The sequence below is a fragment of the Hymenobacter norwichensis DSM 15439 genome (assembly GCF_000420705.1).
Taxonomy (GTDB): Bacteria; Bacteroidota; Bacteroidia; order Cytophagales; family Hymenobacteraceae; genus Hymenobacter; species Hymenobacter norwichensis.
Window position 1 is genome coordinate 114,025 of the sequence record NZ_ATVL01000010.1, and the last position, 16,262, is coordinate 130,286.

A 16,262-nucleotide genomic window follows, 5' to 3' on the forward strand; every position below is an offset into this window, starting at 1 on the left:
GACCCCAACACCCAACAAAATAGGCGTAAAAACTTGGAGAATCAAACCCAACTCGAGTACGACCGGATAATAGAGCAGTGCCGGACGCTGTTTCTGGCCAAAACCCACGACTACGGCACGGCCTGGCGCATCATGCGCCTACCCAGCATCACCGACCAGATTTATATCAAAGCTCAGCGTATCCGGAGCATCCAGGAGAAGGGCACCCAGCTGGTAGCCGACGACGTGGATGGCGAGTTCGTGGCCATCATCAACTACTGCGTTATTGCCCTGATGCAGCTGCGCCTGCCCGCCGACGCGCCTCTCGACCTGGACCCGGCTGCCGTGGCCGAAGCCTACGACCAGGAAACCGCCGAAAACCGCCGCCTGCTGTTCGCCAAAAACCATGACTACGGCGAAGCCTGGCGGCAGATGCGCATCGAGAGCATCACCGACATTATTCTGATGAAGCTGCACCGCACCAAGCAGATTGAAGATTTGGCGGGTCGCACGCAGGTATCGGAGGGCGTGGAGGCCAACTACCGCGACATGCTCAACTACGCCGTGTTTGTGCTGATTAAAAAAGGATTTAGTGCGTAGTGCTTGGTGCGTAGTGCATCGGCGGCATCGAAATGTGCTGTTTCGTTGAGTAACTTGCACAGCCTAGCATTACGTAGCAGCAATCTGTGTTCCGGAATTGACACTAAGCATTAGGCACCAAGTACTACGCACTACCTACATGAAACAAATTACCCGAATCTGCTGGCTGCTGCTGGGCGTGATATTTATTTTCTCGGGGCTGATCAAGCTGAACGACCCCGTTGGTACGGCCTTGAAGCTGGAGGAGTACTTCGAGGTGTTTGCCGAAGATTTTGGCCGGTTCTTCCTGGCTTTCAAGCCCTATTCTCGCACGTTCAGCATTGTGCTCAGCTCCTTGGAGGTGATACTAGGCGTGGCGCTGCTGCTGCGCTGGATGCTGCGCAAAACGCTGTGGGTGCTGCTGGCGCTGCTGGTGTTCTTCGGCTTCCTCACGTTCTATTCGGCCGCTTTCAATAAGGTAACGGACTGCGGCTGCTTCGGCGACTTTATCAAGCTCACCCCTTGGACCTCGTTCTTCAAAGACCTGTTCCTGCTGGGCCTCTGGGCGGTGGTATTCATGAACCAGCGCTTCCTGCGCCGAGTGTTTGCCAAAGGTCAGCTAGGCGTGATGTACATCACCATTGCCTCGGCGGTGGCTATTGGCATTGGAGTGCGGGCGCTGGGGCACCTGCCCTACTTCGATTTCCTGCCTTACAAGGTCGGCAACAACATTGGGCAACTGATGAAGCCCTCGGCGCCTATTAAGTACAAGTACACGATGGAGCGCAACGGCGAAACCAAGGACTTCACCGAGTACCCCACCGATTCCACCTGGAAGTACAAGGAAATGACGGCACTCAACCCCGAAGCCGGCCCGAAAATCACCGATTTCCGGGTGTGGAACGACGATGGCGACTTCACGCAGGAATTGCTGCAAGGCAACCGGCTGATTCTAATTGTGCAGGGCACCGAAAAAGCCGACCGGGACAGGTTCAAGTTGATCAACCAGTTGTTTGCGGCGGCGCAAAAGTCGCGCAAGCGGATTTCGGTGCTAGTGCTCACCAGTAGCAGCCCCGCCGCCTTCGATGCCTTCCGGCACGATGTAAACCTGGCCGCGCCGTTTTACTACGCCGATGCCACCGTGCTCAAGTCCATGATCCGCTCGAACCCCGGCCTGATTCTGCTGCAAAACGGCACCGTGAAAGGCAAGTACCACTACCACGACATTCCAGCCATCGGCGACGTGGAGAAGAAATTGTAAATAGGATCTTGGGATCTTAAGGTCTTGAGAACTTGGTTTCACTGGTCTTACGTAGGGCCCGGTAACCATTCCAAGCCGCTAAGTCCCCAAGCTCCCAAGACCCTGATAGCTTGCTAACTTTTGTTCTTCGTCGTCTGGGGCAGGGCCTGCTGATATTGGCGGGCGTCGCGTGCACGGTATTCTTCCTGTTTCAGGTGCTGCCCGGCGACCCGGTGGCGCTGCTGGCCGGCCAACGCTCCGACGCTGCCACTCGCGCCGCCATTGCTGCCGACCTCGGCCTCAATGAGAGTATGCCCGTACAGCTCGGCGGCTACCTCAACGACATTTCGCCCATAGGCGTGCACCCGCGTGACTCGGCGGGTGTGGCCAAGTACGGCGGCACAACCTTGCTGCCGCTGGGCAACAAGGCTGTGGTGCTGAAAAAACCCTACCTGCGCCGTTCGTTTCAAAGTAACAAGGCCGTGCTCAGCATCCTGCTAGACCACTTCACGGGTACGCTGTGGCTCGCCCTGGCGGCTATGCTGCTGGCGGCGGTGCTGGGTATTGCCTTCGGGGTAGTGGCCGCCCTTAAGCCGCACTCCTGGCTGGATAGAACCCTGATTACTACCTCGGTGCTGGGTATTTCGGTGCCGTCATTTGTGGCGGGTATCCTGATTGCCATTACGTTCGGGTTCTACTGGAGCCACTGGACCGGTCTCAACCTCACCGGCCAGCTCTACGAAACCGACCCGTTTACGGGCCGCCATTTGGTGCTGCGCAACCTGCTGTTGCCGGCTTTTGCGTTGGGCATCCGGCCGCTGGCAGTTATCACTCAGCTCACCCGCTCCTCCATGCTCGACGTGCTCAGCCAGGACTACATCCGCACGGCGCGGGCCAAGGGCTTGTCAGGCTACCACATAGTGGTGGGGCACGCCCTTAAAAACGCACTGAACCCGGTGGTAACGGCCGTGTCGGGCTGGCTGGCCTCCCTGATGGCGGGGGCGTTTTTCATCGAATATATCTTCAACTGGAAGGGCCTAGGCACGGTCACATTACGTGCCGTGGAGAACCTGGATTTTCCGGTCGTTATGGGCTCTACCATCTTCATTGCGGCCCTGTTTGTACTCGTCAATATTGCCGTGGATGTGCTCTACGCCATCCTCGACCCGCGGGTACGGCTGAGTTGATGTGCTGATGTTGTGATTGACAATTGTTGGTTGTTGTTCCAGCTGGCAATGGCCGTCAAATAAGTAATGCTTCAACAATCAACAGCTAGTAACCAATCAACAATTATCACATCAGTAATCAACAAATGCGCCTTTACCTGATTGGCATGCCGGGAGCCGGCAAAACCACCCTGGGCCGAGGGCTGGCCGTGGCCTATGAAGTGCCATTTGTAGACCTCGATGAAGAAATAGTGCGCCAGGAAAACCGGAGTATTCCGGAGATTTTTGCTACTGAAGGCGAAGCTTATTTTCGGCAGCGGGAAGCGGCGGTGCTGCGCGAGGTAATAGCCCAAAAGGAGCAGATGGTACTGGCTACTGGCGGTGGCACGCCCTGTTTCCACAATAGTCTGGAAGTACTACTTGAAACCGGCCTGACACTGTACCTAGAGGTGCCCGTTGAGAAGTTGGTGAGCCGTATTCTGGCCGTGCGCAACAGCCGCCCGCTGCTGGCCAATGCCCCCGATGCGTCGGCACTCATTGCGCAGCTAACTGAAACCTTACGCTTACGGCATCAGTTTTATACCCGCGCACCACTGTGCTGCCAGGCTGCCACTTGCACCGTGCACGCCGTGCGTCAGTTGGTGGCGCAGTACCAAGCTTCGGCCTGATTACGGGTATCGTTTCCAACCTTTGTGCTGCGTTGCGTACTTTTGTGTCCAGAAAATAAGCATAGTATCTACGATGTCACTAGAAACTGTTACTTCCCCTGCACCGACTCCCACGGTAGCCAAAGCGCCTGAGAATGTGAAGCCTAAACATAAAGGCTCGGCTCAGCTGTTTAAAAACCCGGTGCTGGAGCGTCTTTCGCACACGCACATTGCCCTCCCGACTTCGATTTTTATTATTACGGCTGGGGTGAGCCTGTATTACGGCATCACGCAGGGCTTCACTACCGGCTTGGCGGCTTTTGGGCAGTTCTTGGGCGGCTGGTTCCTGTTTACGTTTGTGGAGTACGCCATGCACCGCTACCTCTACCACATTCCAGCTACGTCGCCGGGACGCATCAAGTTCCAGTACACCATGCACGGCGTACACCACGAATATCCGAAAGACAAGACCCGGCTGGCTATGCCGCCTATTGTAACCGTGTTTGTGGCATCGTTGCTGTTCTTCTTGTTCCGCTTCATTTTTGGTAGCGCCGCATTTGGCGTACTGGCTGGTTTTGTGTTCGGCTATGCGCTATACCTGTTTGTGCACTACGCCATTCACATGTATGCGCCACCAAAGAACTTTCTGAAAGTATGGTGGACCCACCACGCCCAGCACCACTATCGGCAAGACGAAATTGCCTTTGGCGTGAGCAGCACCCTTTGGGACCATATCATCGGGACCATGCCCAGCAAGGCAAAGAAGTAGTCCTGCTTCAGTTACTACCTGAATTATATTCAAAAGACCTGTCAGTAAATGGTAGGTCTTTTTTTTGTGGTTGCGAGTGAAAATATTCGATTAGTGTATTTTTAAATATTCCAGTAAATAATAAAATGAAGATCTGAAAATACGCATAAACAGCAGTTTTAAAGGGTTTTAAGTTGAAGCTAATTTATACTATCCGTAGATTTGGGGGTCGGATATGTTACGGTTGAGCTTGTGCTTTGCTGAGCAAACTTCTTGAAAACTACCCTCTATATCATATGAGAAAAATCTACAGCTTATTCACTGCGCTTTTAGGCGCCGGTCTTAGCAGTATGCCCGCCGCGGCCCAACACACCTGGACGGATGCCAACAACTTGGTGCCGTACACCCAGAACTTCAATACGCTGACGGGTGCGGCCAGCTTTGCCAACAATACCACGGCCAATTTGCGGGGCGTGTACGCGGAGGCCGAGTTTCCGGGATTCACCTATTCGCCGCCCTCATTTGCTGCCAACGACGGCTCCAACACCAATGCCAATTACTACCACTTCGGGGATGCTACGGGCGCGCTAAGCACCGACCGCTCCTTTGGTGGTATTGCCGCCACTACCACCGGCAACGGCATAGGGCATGTGGGAATCCGGCTGAAAAACGGCACCAATACCACCATCCGTAACCTGGATATTGTGTATGCTATGGAGCACTGGTACAACTCCGGCAAGCAGGATCGAGCCCGCGTGGATGTAACGTACCGCAAGTCGGCGGTAGCGGGTACGGTGGAAAGCCTGTTCAACGGTTCGGGCACCTGGACCAGCATTGCCGACCTGGGGGTAGATGCTCCTTCCACCGCCACTGTTATTGCCAGCCGCGACGGTAACTCCCCCACCAACCGCCGGGTTCGCCAAAGCACGCTGAGTGGTATCGACTTGTTGCCGAACCAAGAGATTATGATTCGGTGGAGCTACGTGCTCAATAACACCACCAACGGCAACGGCTTGTCCATCGACGATGTGACTATCTCCGCTTTCACCAATATTTTCTACTCAAAAACCAGCGGCAACCTGGAAGAGGCTGCCACCTGGAGCACCACGGCCAACGGTACGGGGCCTCTACCTAGCAACTTTAGCTTTTCGCTACCCAATGCCACGTATTACGTGCAGGGCAATACCACAACCAACAACGCGGCGGCTAGCCGTATCAATGGTGCCGCCGGGGGCGCAACTACCACCTGGACCGTGAATGGGGCCAATTCCAAGATTGTAGTGGGGCTACCAGGCGCTACTACCGCCAACCCGACCCGGTTATATCTCTATAACAACGACAACATTGCGGGGAGAGTAGAGGTGGAGTCCAATGCCACATTAGCTGTGCAGCAGCCCGGTTACGCCTTCACATTCGGTGAACTGGACCCAGCCAGCACGGTGGAATACCTGACCACCAACAGCAGCATAAACATTGCGCCCGTGGCGTACGGTAACCTTAAGCTCACGGGAGCTGGTGAAAAGCTATTAGTGGGCAATACCCTAGTTAATGGTAACCTAACTTTTGCAAGCGCCAACGGCTCAGCGGAGCCAGACCTATTTCTAGGCAACAACAACCTAACCTTGCAGCGGGGCGGTCAAATTCAAGGCTACACTTCCACAGCGTTTGTTGTGACCAACGGCAAAGGCACCCTGCGGCAGTCGGTAGCCAATACCGGAGTTGATGTGTTGTTTCCGGTGGGCAACTCAGCCACTAGCTACACGCCAGCTTGGTTGAAGCAGCCCAACAGTACCACCGCTCGCAACGAAGACGTATTTTCAGTGCGGGTACTCGACAAGATGTACACCAACTACGACGCTGAGGAGAATGGCGTAGTGGAAGTGCTGAACCAAAACGTGAAGAAAACTTGGCTCGTGGATGAGGAAGTGGCAGGTAACTCTAACGTAACCATGTCGTTGCAATGGAACCTTGCCGACCAGATGGCCGGTGGGGCCGAAGGAACCAACTTTGACCGTACTAAGGGCTACATCAGCCACTACATCAGCACCGGCGCCAAGCCCTACTTTGATAAAGTTGGCCCGACGGCGGCGGCAGTTGGTACAGTGCCCAACAGCTACAAGCTCACCCGTGTGGGCCTGACCTCGTTTTCACCCTATGCAGTATCGTCTAACCCCGCGGCACCACTGCCGGTGGAGCTAGTGTCTTTCGAGGCCGAGCGGACAAGCTCAGGGGTGCAGTGCAGTTGGAAAACGGCTTCTGAGAAAAACAACAGCCATTTCGAAGTAGAACGCAGTGCTGATGGTCATCAGTTTGAGAAAGTAGGCAGAGTGGCGGGCAAAGGGTCGTTGGCGGGCACTCATAGCTACAACCTATACGACGCCAAAGCGCCTAACCGTACGCTCTACTACCGCCTGCGGCAAGTGGACCTCGATGGTACTGCTACCTACTCGCCAGTGGTTGTAGTGCAAGGCTGCTCTACCTGCCAAGCAGCTCCAGTTACGCTGGCTGTAGTACCCAACCCTAGTACCGGTTACGTACGCGTACTGGCATCCAACGGGGCTGCTATTCCACTTTTTGGTACGCTGTACACCGTGCACGGTGCCACCCGCCTCCACCTATCTGGCGCCACAGCCCTCGACCTACACGATCAGCCGGCCGGAGTATACATGTTGCATTTGCGCACCGAGCAAGGACCAGTTTCGTTGCGCATAGTGAAAGAGTAGCCAGCAGTTAGGCTTAAATACAACACAAAAGGCGGCTTCCTAATGCAGGAAGCCGCCTTTTGTGTTGTATGTGTAGCAACCGTTAGCGGCTGCGCATTTTGGTGACGATGAACCAGAGCAGCAGCACTACCAGGAAAACCCCGATAAGGCCCGTCCAGGCGCCTGCTTTGAAAATGGTGCCAATGGCGTCGCAGCTGCTAACAGAGAACATCAAGGCGAGGAGGCAAAATGCGAGTATGGGGCGGTAAGTAGTCATGGCAGTGTGGATGAGGAAAGGAAGGGCGCCTGCTTCAGTGCAGAGCAGTATGTGTAGATACTGCGTCCGTTGGAAAAAGTTGGTTATCAGTTGCCCATTGTCAGGCATCAACAAAAAGCAAACTGGTAGTCCGCAACGGGCAACTGACAACTTACTGCGGACGCCAGGTGAAAGTGAGACCCGTAGCGCCCTGGTAGTACATGGGGGAAAAGCTAGTGCCTTCCAGCAAGCGAGGCTTACGGCCCCAGCGGTTGCGGTGGGAAAGGTAGGCCAGGTGTGCCGACAAAATTCCGAAACCCGCGCCGGCCACCACGTCGCTTTGCCAGTGCTTGTTGTTGAGCATGCGCAGGGCCGCTACGCTGGTGGCAATACCATAAGCGCCTACCCCGTACCACTGGCTTTTGTCGCGAAACTCAGCGTGCACGATGCTGGCCGCCAGAAACGCCTGTGCAGTGTGCCCCGACGGAAACGACTGATTGTCGGAACCGTCAGGACGGGTGACGTTGGTGACGCTCTTCAGCGCAAATACGCTCACCAGCATAAACGCCTCGGCCTTGCCAATGATGAGCAGCGTATTAATCCGGTCATTGCGCGACTCTACGCCGGCCAGCGCCACGGCCCCCAACTCCAGATACGGCGCAAAAATCAGAGCATCATCCACGCGGGTGTGGAAGTTGGGAAACTGCTTTTGGATGTCGCGCCGGGCATCGTAGCTGCTGTAAATGCCGTTGCCATTGATGGTGCTGATGCCGTAGCCAATCATCAGGGCCGGTATAATGGTGGCTTTCACCAACTTGCCCCTATACCAAGGCTTGGCAACTGGCGAGGAAACGCCGTTGGGGTTCTCGAATTTGCGAAGCGTGTCGGTGGCAGCAGGCGTGGGGTTGGCCGGAACCTGGGCGTAAGCGGGAGCAAATGAGCCGAGCAGTAGCAGCAGGGCCGTTGTGTGGGCTAGTAGAAAAGAGCGCATTCCAAAGAAGTGAAAGCAGAGAATACTCGGTGAAATACGCTTCTACGCGACTTATTTACTGGAAGTGAAGTATGTTAAGAAATTGTGAACAAATCGGTATGTGAAATAGCTGAAAAAGGCTGTTAATCAAATGGATATAAAGACTTAAATAATATACAAGGTTACGTCCGTGATGCTGGTTATGGAGAAGTGCTAGGGGTAGAGCGGAGCAGCAGATAGCCCACTGTGCCTGAGGTGAGCGAGGCTAACAGGATAGCTAATTTCGCCACCGCTTCGCCTTCGGAATGTTCGCCCAGTGCCAGCAGCGTCACGAACAGGGCCATGGTGAAGCCAATGCCGGCCAATACGCCCGCGCCCCACAGGTGCCGCCATGTTACGCCGGTTGGTAGTTCGGCCCAGCCAAGCCGTACGGTGGTCCACGCCAACAGCCCAATGCCTAGGGGCTTACCTAGCACCAAGCCGGCCAGAATGCCCAAACCCAGCGGCGAAAACAGTTGCCCGAATACCGAAGCATCAATGGCTAGGCTGGTATTGGCAAAGGCGAAAAGCGGAATGATGCCGAAGGCTACCACCGAGTGCAGCCTCTGCTCCAGCTTCTGGGCCGGCGAGCTGATGGAGTCCGACAAGTGCTCCAGTTCTTCGCTAATGGTGCGCGGGTCGGCGTCGGCGCCATGTACTTCGTGGTTCAGAAACCGTAGACGCTCATCTAGCAGCCGCAGCAACGCGTTGCGGTCTAGACCAATGCGGGAAGGTATGGCCAGCGCCAGCAGCACCCCCGCAATAGTGGCATGGATGCCAGATTCCAACGTGAAATACCATAGCACTACGCCTAACCCCAGATACAGCCACAAACTGCGGAAGCCCAGTAGGTTGAGAGCAATCAATGATGCCCAGGTGCCTAGCGCCAGGTACAGGTAGTGTAGGTCCAAATCGGCTGTGTAGAAGCCCGCTATAACCAGCACCGCGCCCAAATCATCGACGATGGCCAGCGCCGTGAGGAATACCTTGAGGCCGAGCGGTACCCGGGAGCCCAGCAACTGCAATACGGCCAGCGCAAACGCAATATCAGTAGCCATCGGAATGCCCCAGCCGCCCGCCGTAACGGTGCCGTGGTTGAACACCGAGTAAAGCAGGGCCGGCAGTAGCATGCCACCTAAGGCCCCTGCAATGGGTAAGGCCGCCTGCCGCACCGAGGCTAGCTCGCCTTCCAGCACTTCCCGCTTGATTTCCAGCCCTACAATCAGAAAAAACACGGTCATCAGGCCGTCATTAATCCAGTGCAGCAGGCTCTTGTCGAGCACTAAGCCGTTGAAGCCAATGCGCAGGTGTTGGTCCCAGATGGTGGGGAAGTAGCGGGCAACGCCCCACTCGGTATTGGCTAGCACCAGCGCTAGTACCGCGCTAATCATCAAGATAATACCTCCCGCAGCCTCCCGGCGAAAGAATTCGGCGAAAGGCCGCACCAGCGGCCGAATAAGTTGGGCTACAGCCATACTACACTACAAGGGAAAAAGCGCCTGATGAAGGCTGTTCTACGGGGAAGCTAGCGGCATAGACAAGCGCGCAGCATATTCGCGGCCCCGCCGGTTAGTTGGGGCCAGGAAGGTAGCTCCTTTGGTGGAAAGCGGGTTTTGCGTACTCTTGCGCCCTGCCTTTGCCTATCCGCCATGCCCCAGTCTAATACCATCCTGCTCATCGACGACGAAAATAGCCTACGCCAAGTGGTCGGGCGGGTGCTGGAGCTGGAAGGCTACACCGTGCTGATGGCAGCCAACGCCCAGCGCGGCTTGGAACTATTGCGCCAGCATGCTGAGGAAGTGCTGGTAGTTCTCTCCGATGTGAAACTGCCCGACGGTCACGGCTTGAGCTTGCTGCCGCGCTATAAAGCTGTGGCCCCACTGGCTGAGGTAATTTTGATGACAGCCTACGGCACCATTGCCGATGGGGTGCAAGCCATGAAATCCGGCGCCTTCGACTACCTCACCAAAGGCGACTCCGACGACCAGCTGGTAGTAGTAGTGGAACGCGCCGCCGACAAAGCGCGCCTGCAACGCCGCGTGGCCGAGCTGGAAAAGCAGCTGGCCCCGCAGTTCACCTTCGACTCCATGATTGGCGGTTCCGTACCGCTGGCGCAGGCTAAAGCGCTGGCTTTGCGCGTGTCGCCGACGGACAGCACCGTATTGCTGGAAGGCCCCACGGGCTCAGGCAAAGAGCTGTTTGCGCAGGCTATTCACGCCGCCAGTCCGCGCCGCACCAAGCCGTTTGTGGCCGTCAATTGCAGCGCCTTTCCCAAAGACTTGTTGGAATCGGAGCTGCTGGGCTACCGCAAAGGCGCCTTCACTGGGGCGCTAGCGGACAAGCGCGGGCTGATGGAAGAAGCTAACGGCGGCACCTTGTTTCTGGATGAAATAGGGGAACTGCCGCTGGAGCTACAGGCCAAGCTGCTGCGCGTGCTCGAAACCCAAAGCTTCACCAAAATCGGGGACACCAAGCCTATATCCGTGAACGTGCGGATTGTGGCCGCCACCAACCGCAACTTGCGCCAGGAAGCCGACGAAGGTCATTTCCGCCCCGACCTGTACTACCGGCTGGCCGTTTTCACGGTGGCCGTGCCGCCGCTCAACGCCCGCCGCGAAGACATCGAACCACTAGCCACCTACTTCCTGCATTTCTACGCCGCCAAGCTGCGCAAGCGCCTGCGCGGCCTGGAACCGGAAGCTCTAACGCAGCTGCAGCGCCACGACTGGCGCGGCAATGTGCGGGAGCTGAAAAACGTGCTGGAACGCGCCGCCATCCTCGCCGACACCGACACGCTAACCATTGACGACCTGCCCACCGAGTTTCAGTATTTCACGGCGGAGCCAGCCGCCGATGAAGCCTCCGACAAAACCCTCCGCACTCTAGAAAAGCGCCAGATCCGGACGGTGCTGCAAGAAACCGGCGGCAACAAAATGGAAGCCGCCCGCCAACTCGGCATCGGTACCAAAACCCTCTACCGCAAGATTCAGGAGTATGGGTTGTAGAGACGCGACACTTTGCATCTCGGTATTGAACGACGTGTATAGTTAGGCAATGCTGCTTTTTACACAGGTTAACCCCGCATAAAAGGCCCGTCATGCAGAGCGCAGCGAAGCATCTCGCGTGCTGACTCAAGATTAGCAACCATACGTCAGCACGCAAGATGCTTCGCTGCGCTCTGCATGACGGTCTTTCTTAGTACTCTTCTACTTCTCACACCCAATAGATAGCCCCGCCTAAACAACCTCAGCAACGCCGAGACGCGAAGTGTTGCGTCTATATACTATTCAAACCGGGTTATTCTGACCGACGCACCGGGTCAGAATGACCCGGTTTTTTTGTGTCTGCATGGTTCTGTATTCACTGTGTTGGAAATATAGTCGCTGATAATCAGCGTGATGTACTGATTAGAGTGTGGTGAGGAGCAAATCGGGTCGGGATTGGCAAGTGGGAATGCGCACGTCAACAATCTGGCACCTATGGCACCTGCTCTTATGATTCCCTTGCTCACCGCGGCCAGCTGCGCTGGCTTCTGGCTCTTCTTTAAATCCGTCGAGTTTTTCGACCACATCTAGCCCCGGCCTTCCCCATGATGATTACCCTCTTTGTCTTGTCGCTGGCCGTGTTTGTCTACCTGGTGTACGTGCTGCTCAAGCCCGAACGATTCTAACTTTTTTGGTTGCCCACGAGGGGCCGCCTGGCCGCTGCCGCCTCGTGGAAACCGGCAACTGGCACCCGCATTTTCAACTGATATGAATTCTGAACTACTGGGCATCATCGGCATTTACCTGCTGACGCTGGTGCTGGCCATTCCGCTGGGGCGCTACTTGGCGCGCGTATTCAAAGGCGAAAAAAACGCCCTGGATTTTCTGGCACCCGTCGAAAACGGCCTGTTCCGTCTGGCGGGCATCGACTCCAAGCGCGACATGACCTGGCAGCAGCACATGACGACGCTACTCACCATCAACCTGGTGTGGTTCCTGCTGGCCATGGTGGTGCTCTGCACGCAAGGTGCCTTGCCACTCAACCCCGACGGCAACCCCTCCATGACTCCCGATCTGGCGTTCAACACGGCCATTTCGTTTCTGGTGAACTGTAACCTGCAGCATTACTCCGGTGAATCGGGGTTGAGCTACCTTTCCCAAATGGTGGTTATCACCTTCCTGCAATTTGTGTCGGCGGCTACCGGTATTGCCGCTGCGGTGGTGGTAATCAACGCCTTGCAGACCCGCACGACCGAGAAGCTGGGCAACTTCTACGAGTACTTCGTGAAGAGCATTACGCGCCTGCTGCTCCCCGGCTCCTTAATCTTGGCCCTGATTCTGGTGTTCAACGGCTCCCCGATGACATTACAGGGCAAGCAGCAACTCATAACGGTGCAGGGCGACTCGGTGGCCGTATCACGCGGGCCAGTGGCGGCTATGGTGGCTATCAAGGAATTGGGTACCAACGGCGGCGGCTTCTTCGGGGCCAACTCGGCGCATCCGCTCGAAAATCCCAACTACCTCACCAATGCCGCTGAAAACATTGCCCTGACCATCATTCCGATAGCTATGGTGTTTGCGCTGGGTTTCTACCTGAAACGCCGCCGCTTGTCGCTGATGATATTTGGCGTCATGACCGTCGGTTTCATGGTGCTGCTGGCCCCGACTGTGTATTATGAAATGCACGGCAACCCCGCCATCAGCCACATGGGCATCGACCAAAGCTTGGGCGCGCTGGAAGGCAAAGAAATGCGCTTTGGCGTGGTAGCTTCCGCTTACTGGTCTATCACCAACACCATTATCAGCTGCGGGTCCGTCAACTCCATGCACGACTCGTTCATGCCGATTTCGGGGATGAGCCAGCTGCTGGGCATGATGACCAACGCCTTTTATGGTGGCTGCGGCGTGGGGTTGCTCAACTTCTTTGCCTACCTCATCATTGCCGTGTTCGTGGCCGGGTTGATGGTGGGTCGCACGCCCGAATTTCTGGGCAAGAAGATTGAAGCCCGCGAAATGAAAATTGCCATCATCGTGACGCTGCTTCACCCGCTGCTGATTCTGGCGGGCACGGCCCTAGCGGCCCATACCTACGTGGGCAACCCCACCGAATACGCCGGCTGGCTGGCCAACCCTGGTTACCACGGCTTCTCGGAAATGCTCTACGAGTACACCTCCGCGGCTGCCAACAACGGCTCCGGTTTCGAGGGCCTCGGCGACAATACACCGTTCTGGAACATCACCACCGGCGTCATTTTGCTCTTGTCACGCTACCTGCCCATCATCGGGCCTGTGGCTATTGCCGGCCTGCTGGCCCGCAAGAAATACACCCCCGAAGGCGCCGGCACGCTGCCCGCCGACACGGCCACTTTCGGGGTGATGGTGCTGGCTGTCATTGTCATCATTGCCGCCCTGGCCTTCTTCCCGGCCCTGGCGCTAGGCCCGCTGGCCGAGCATTTCTCCTTGTACTAGCGCGGCCGATTGGCCTCACCCCTAGCCCCTCTCCTCAACGAAGAGGGGAACTAGAATAGCTTTTAGTCTTCGCCTTTTCATTGCTCACTCTCGCACTAGCTCTAGCAGCTAGAAGCTAGTTCCCCTCTTTTTTGGAGAGGGGCTAGGGGTGAGGCGTCCCGCAAGAACTTCCCCGATAATGGCCTCCAAATCTCAATCCTTATTTCAACCTGCGCTGGTTTCCGAAGCTGTGAAACAGGCTTTCGTGAAGCTCGATCCGCGCATCATGTTCCGCAATCCGGTGATGTTCACCGTGGAAATCGGGACGGTGGTGATGCTGCTCGTGACGCTCGGGCTGCTGGTGCAACCCGATGCCGCGCAAGGCAGCTTCGGTTACAACTTCACCGTATTTCTGGTGCTGTTTCTGACCTTGCTGTTCGCCAATTTCGCCGAGGCCATTGCCGAAGCGCGCGGTAAAGCCCAAGCCGAAAGCCTGCGCAAAACCCGCGAGGAAACGCCCGCCCGCGTCATCGATGACAAAGGCAACGTCACTTCCGTATCGTCGTCGCAGCTCCAGAAAGGCCAGATGTTCTTGGTGGAAGCTGGCGAAATCATTCCCACCGACGGCGAGATTATCGAAGGCTTGGCTACCATCGACGAGTCGGCCATTACCGGCGAATCAGCCCCGGTGATACGGGAGGCCGGCGGCGACAAATCTTCCGTGACGGGTGGTACCAAAGTGCTGTCGGACCGCATTAAAGTGGTGGTGACGACGGCGCCTGGCGAGTCGTTCCTCGACAAGATGATTGCGCTGGTGGAAGGCGCTTCGCGGCAGAAAACGCCCAATGAAATTGCCCTCACCATCTTGCTGGCGGGCTTCACGCTGGTCTTCGTGATTGTGTGCGTGACCCTGGCGCCGTTTGCTGATTACTCGAAAACCCCCATTGCCATTTCCGCCTTCATTGCGCTGTTCGTGTGCCTGATTCCGACCACCATTGGCGGCTTGCTCTCGGCCATCGGTATTGCAGGCATGGACCGGGCGTTGCGCGCCAACGTCATCACCAAGAGCGGCAAAGCCGTGGAAACGGCCGGCGACATCGACGTGCTGCTGCTCGACAAAACGGGTACCATCACCATCGGCAACCGCAAAGCCACGCACTTCTGGCCGGCCCCCGGCGTCGATGAGCGGGAGTTCATTGAGTTTGCCGCCGTCTCGTCGCTCACCGACGAAACGCCCGAAGGCAAGTCCATCGTGGAGCTGGCCCGCGAAAAGCAAGTGGACCCGCAAGCCCTGCGCAGCCGCCTCGACGGCGCTGAGCTCATCAAGTTCACGGCCGAAACCCGCAGCAGCGGCGTGACGCTGGCCAACGGTACCCGCATCCGCAAGGGCGCCTCCGATGCCATCCGCCAGCTAGCCGTGAAAGCCAACCAGCCCTACCCGCAGGAAGTCACGCAGCGCACCGACGCCGTGGCCAGCAACGGCGGTACGCCCCTGGTAGTCAGCGAAAATGACCGGGTGCTTGGGGTAGTGGAGCTGCAAGACATCATCAAGCCCGGCATTCAGGAGCGGTTTGAGCGCCTGCGCAAAATGGGCATCAAAACCGTGATGGTCACCGGCGACAACCCCCTCACCGCCAAGTTCATTGCCGAGAAATCGGGCGTCGATGACTTCATTGCCGAAGCCAAGCCCGAGGACAAGATGACCTACATTCGCAACGAGCAGCAGCAAGGCAAACTGGTAGCCATGATGGGCGACGGCACCAACGACGCCCCCGCCCTGGCCCAAGCCGACGTGGGAGTGGCCATGAACTCGGGCACCCAAGCCGCCAAAGAAGCCGGCAATATGGTCGACCTCGACAACGACCCTACCAAGCTCATCGAAATTGTGGAAATCGGCAAGCAGTTGCTCATGACCCGCGGCACGCTCACGACCTTCAGCATCGCCAACGACGTGGCCAAGTACTTCGCCATCGTGCCGGCCTTGTTCATGGTTGCCGTTCCGGCCCTCGGTGCCCTGAATATCATGGGGTTGAAGTCGCCGCAGTCGGCCATCCTGAGCGCCGTGATTTTCAACGCCATCATCATCCCGGTTCTGGTGCCGCTGGCCTTGCGCGGCGTGGCCTACAAACCCATCGGGGCCTCCGCTTTGCTGCGCCGCAACCTGCTCATCTACGGCCTCGGCGGCGTTATCGTGCCCTTCATCGGCATCAAGCTGATTGACTTGGTGGTAGGCGCATTTCTGTAGTCAGTCAACTGATTGACAGCACGAAACTCCCCTCCTCAGATAAGGAGGGGACGCGGTGGCGAAGCCGCCGCAGGGGTGGTTGACCTCGTTGCTGATGTTGTTTGTAATGAACGACTTGGCAGTGCGATTCAGCCACCAGATGAAACAACAACTCAAGTTTCCGTCGATTCATTCGCAAGTCGTTCAAACGGCTTTACCACCCCGCCCTCCGGGCACCCCTCCTTGAAAAAAGGAGGGGAACTAGCTTCTAGTCTTAGCT

The 16,262-nt window shown here is 56.8% G+C and carries 13 protein-coding genes; 10 read left to right on the plus strand and 3 right to left on the minus strand.

What is annotated here, in order from left to right; genetic code table 11:
* Nucleotides 1-33 precede the first annotated feature (33 nt).
* The 6 genes from G536_RS0118565 to G536_RS30925 all read left to right on the plus strand — a co-directional run bounded on the left by G536_RS0118565 (nt 34) and on the right by G536_RS30925 (nt 7,082).
* Nucleotides 34-579: a DUF1599 domain-containing protein gene (locus G536_RS0118565; RefSeq protein WP_022825107.1), complete on the plus strand. Its 546-nt coding sequence runs from the start codon at nt 34-36 to the stop codon at nt 577-579.
* Nucleotides 580-718: 139 nt separating this feature from the next.
* The gene (locus G536_RS0118570; RefSeq protein WP_022825108.1) at nt 719-1,819 is read left to right on the plus strand and encodes a BT_3928 family protein; all 1,101 of its coding nucleotides are present in this window, start codon (nt 719-721) and stop codon (nt 1,817-1,819) included.
* Between the two features lie 110 nt (nt 1,820-1,929).
* Nucleotides 1,930-2,985 carry an ABC transporter permease gene (locus G536_RS0118575; protein ID WP_022825109.1) on the plus strand — a complete coding sequence of 352 codons (1,056 nt, stop codon included), beginning with the start codon at nt 1,930-1,932 and terminating at the stop codon, nt 2,983-2,985.
* Between the two features lie 125 nt (nt 2,986-3,110).
* The gene (locus tag G536_RS28760) at nt 3,111-3,632 is read left to right on the plus strand and encodes a shikimate kinase (protein WP_022825110.1); all 522 of its coding nucleotides are present in this window, start codon (nt 3,111-3,113) and stop codon (nt 3,630-3,632) included.
* A gap of 73 nt (nt 3,633-3,705) precedes the next feature.
* Nucleotides 3,706-4,380, plus strand: a complete 675-nt coding sequence (locus tag G536_RS0118585; RefSeq protein WP_084708700.1) for a sterol desaturase family protein — start codon at nt 3,706-3,708, stop codon at nt 4,378-4,380.
* 275 nt (nt 4,381-4,655) lie between these two features.
* A complete protein-coding gene (locus G536_RS30925; RefSeq protein WP_157530761.1) occupies nt 4,656-7,082 on the plus strand; it encodes a T9SS type A sorting domain-containing protein in 2,427 nt (808 codons plus the stop codon).
* An 82-nt stretch (nt 7,083-7,164) separates the two neighbouring features.
* Here the strand turns inward: G536_RS30925 and G536_RS32910 are convergent, their stop codons facing one another.
* The 3 genes from G536_RS32910 to nhaA form a co-directional block, all read right to left on the minus strand.
* Nucleotides 7,165-7,296 carry a hypothetical protein gene (locus G536_RS32910; RefSeq protein WP_281170622.1) on the minus strand — a complete coding sequence of 44 codons (132 nt, stop codon included), beginning with the start codon at nt 7,294-7,296 and terminating at the stop codon, nt 7,165-7,167.
* A 193-nt stretch (nt 7,297-7,489) separates the two neighbouring features.
* Nucleotides 7,490-8,308, minus strand: coding sequence for a phosphatase PAP2 family protein (locus tag G536_RS28775; protein WP_022825114.1), 819 nt, complete (start codon nt 8,306-8,308; stop codon nt 7,490-7,492).
* Nucleotides 8,309-8,487: 179 nt separating this feature from the next.
* A complete protein-coding gene (gene nhaA / locus G536_RS0118605) occupies nt 8,488-9,801 on the minus strand; it encodes a Na+/H+ antiporter NhaA (protein ID WP_022825115.1) in 1,314 nt (437 codons plus the stop codon).
* A gap of 174 nt (nt 9,802-9,975) precedes the next feature.
* On the opposite strand from nhaA, the gene G536_RS0118610 reads away from it, so the two are divergent.
* The 4 genes from G536_RS0118610 (at nt 9,976) to kdpB (ending at nt 16,003) form a co-directional block, all read left to right on the plus strand.
* Nucleotides 9,976-11,331, plus strand: a complete 1,356-nt coding sequence (locus G536_RS0118610; protein ID WP_022825116.1) for a sigma-54-dependent transcriptional regulator — start codon at nt 9,976-9,978, stop codon at nt 11,329-11,331.
* 587 nt (nt 11,332-11,918) lie between these two features.
* On the plus strand, nt 11,919-11,996 hold the full coding sequence (gene kdpF, locus G536_RS33105) for a K(+)-transporting ATPase subunit F (protein WP_425402142.1): 78 nt from the start codon (nt 11,919-11,921) through the stop codon (nt 11,994-11,996).
* Nucleotides 11,997-12,078: 82 nt separating this feature from the next.
* Nucleotides 12,079-13,779 carry a potassium-transporting ATPase subunit KdpA gene (gene kdpA, locus G536_RS0118625; protein WP_022825118.1) on the plus strand — a complete coding sequence of 567 codons (1,701 nt, stop codon included), beginning with the start codon at nt 12,079-12,081 and terminating at the stop codon, nt 13,777-13,779.
* A 178-nt stretch (nt 13,780-13,957) separates the two neighbouring features.
* Entirely contained in the window at nt 13,958-16,003 is a 2,046-nt protein-coding gene (gene kdpB, locus G536_RS0118630) for a potassium-transporting ATPase subunit KdpB (RefSeq protein ID WP_022825119.1), read from the plus strand.
* Nucleotides 16,004-16,262 lie beyond the last annotated feature (259 nt).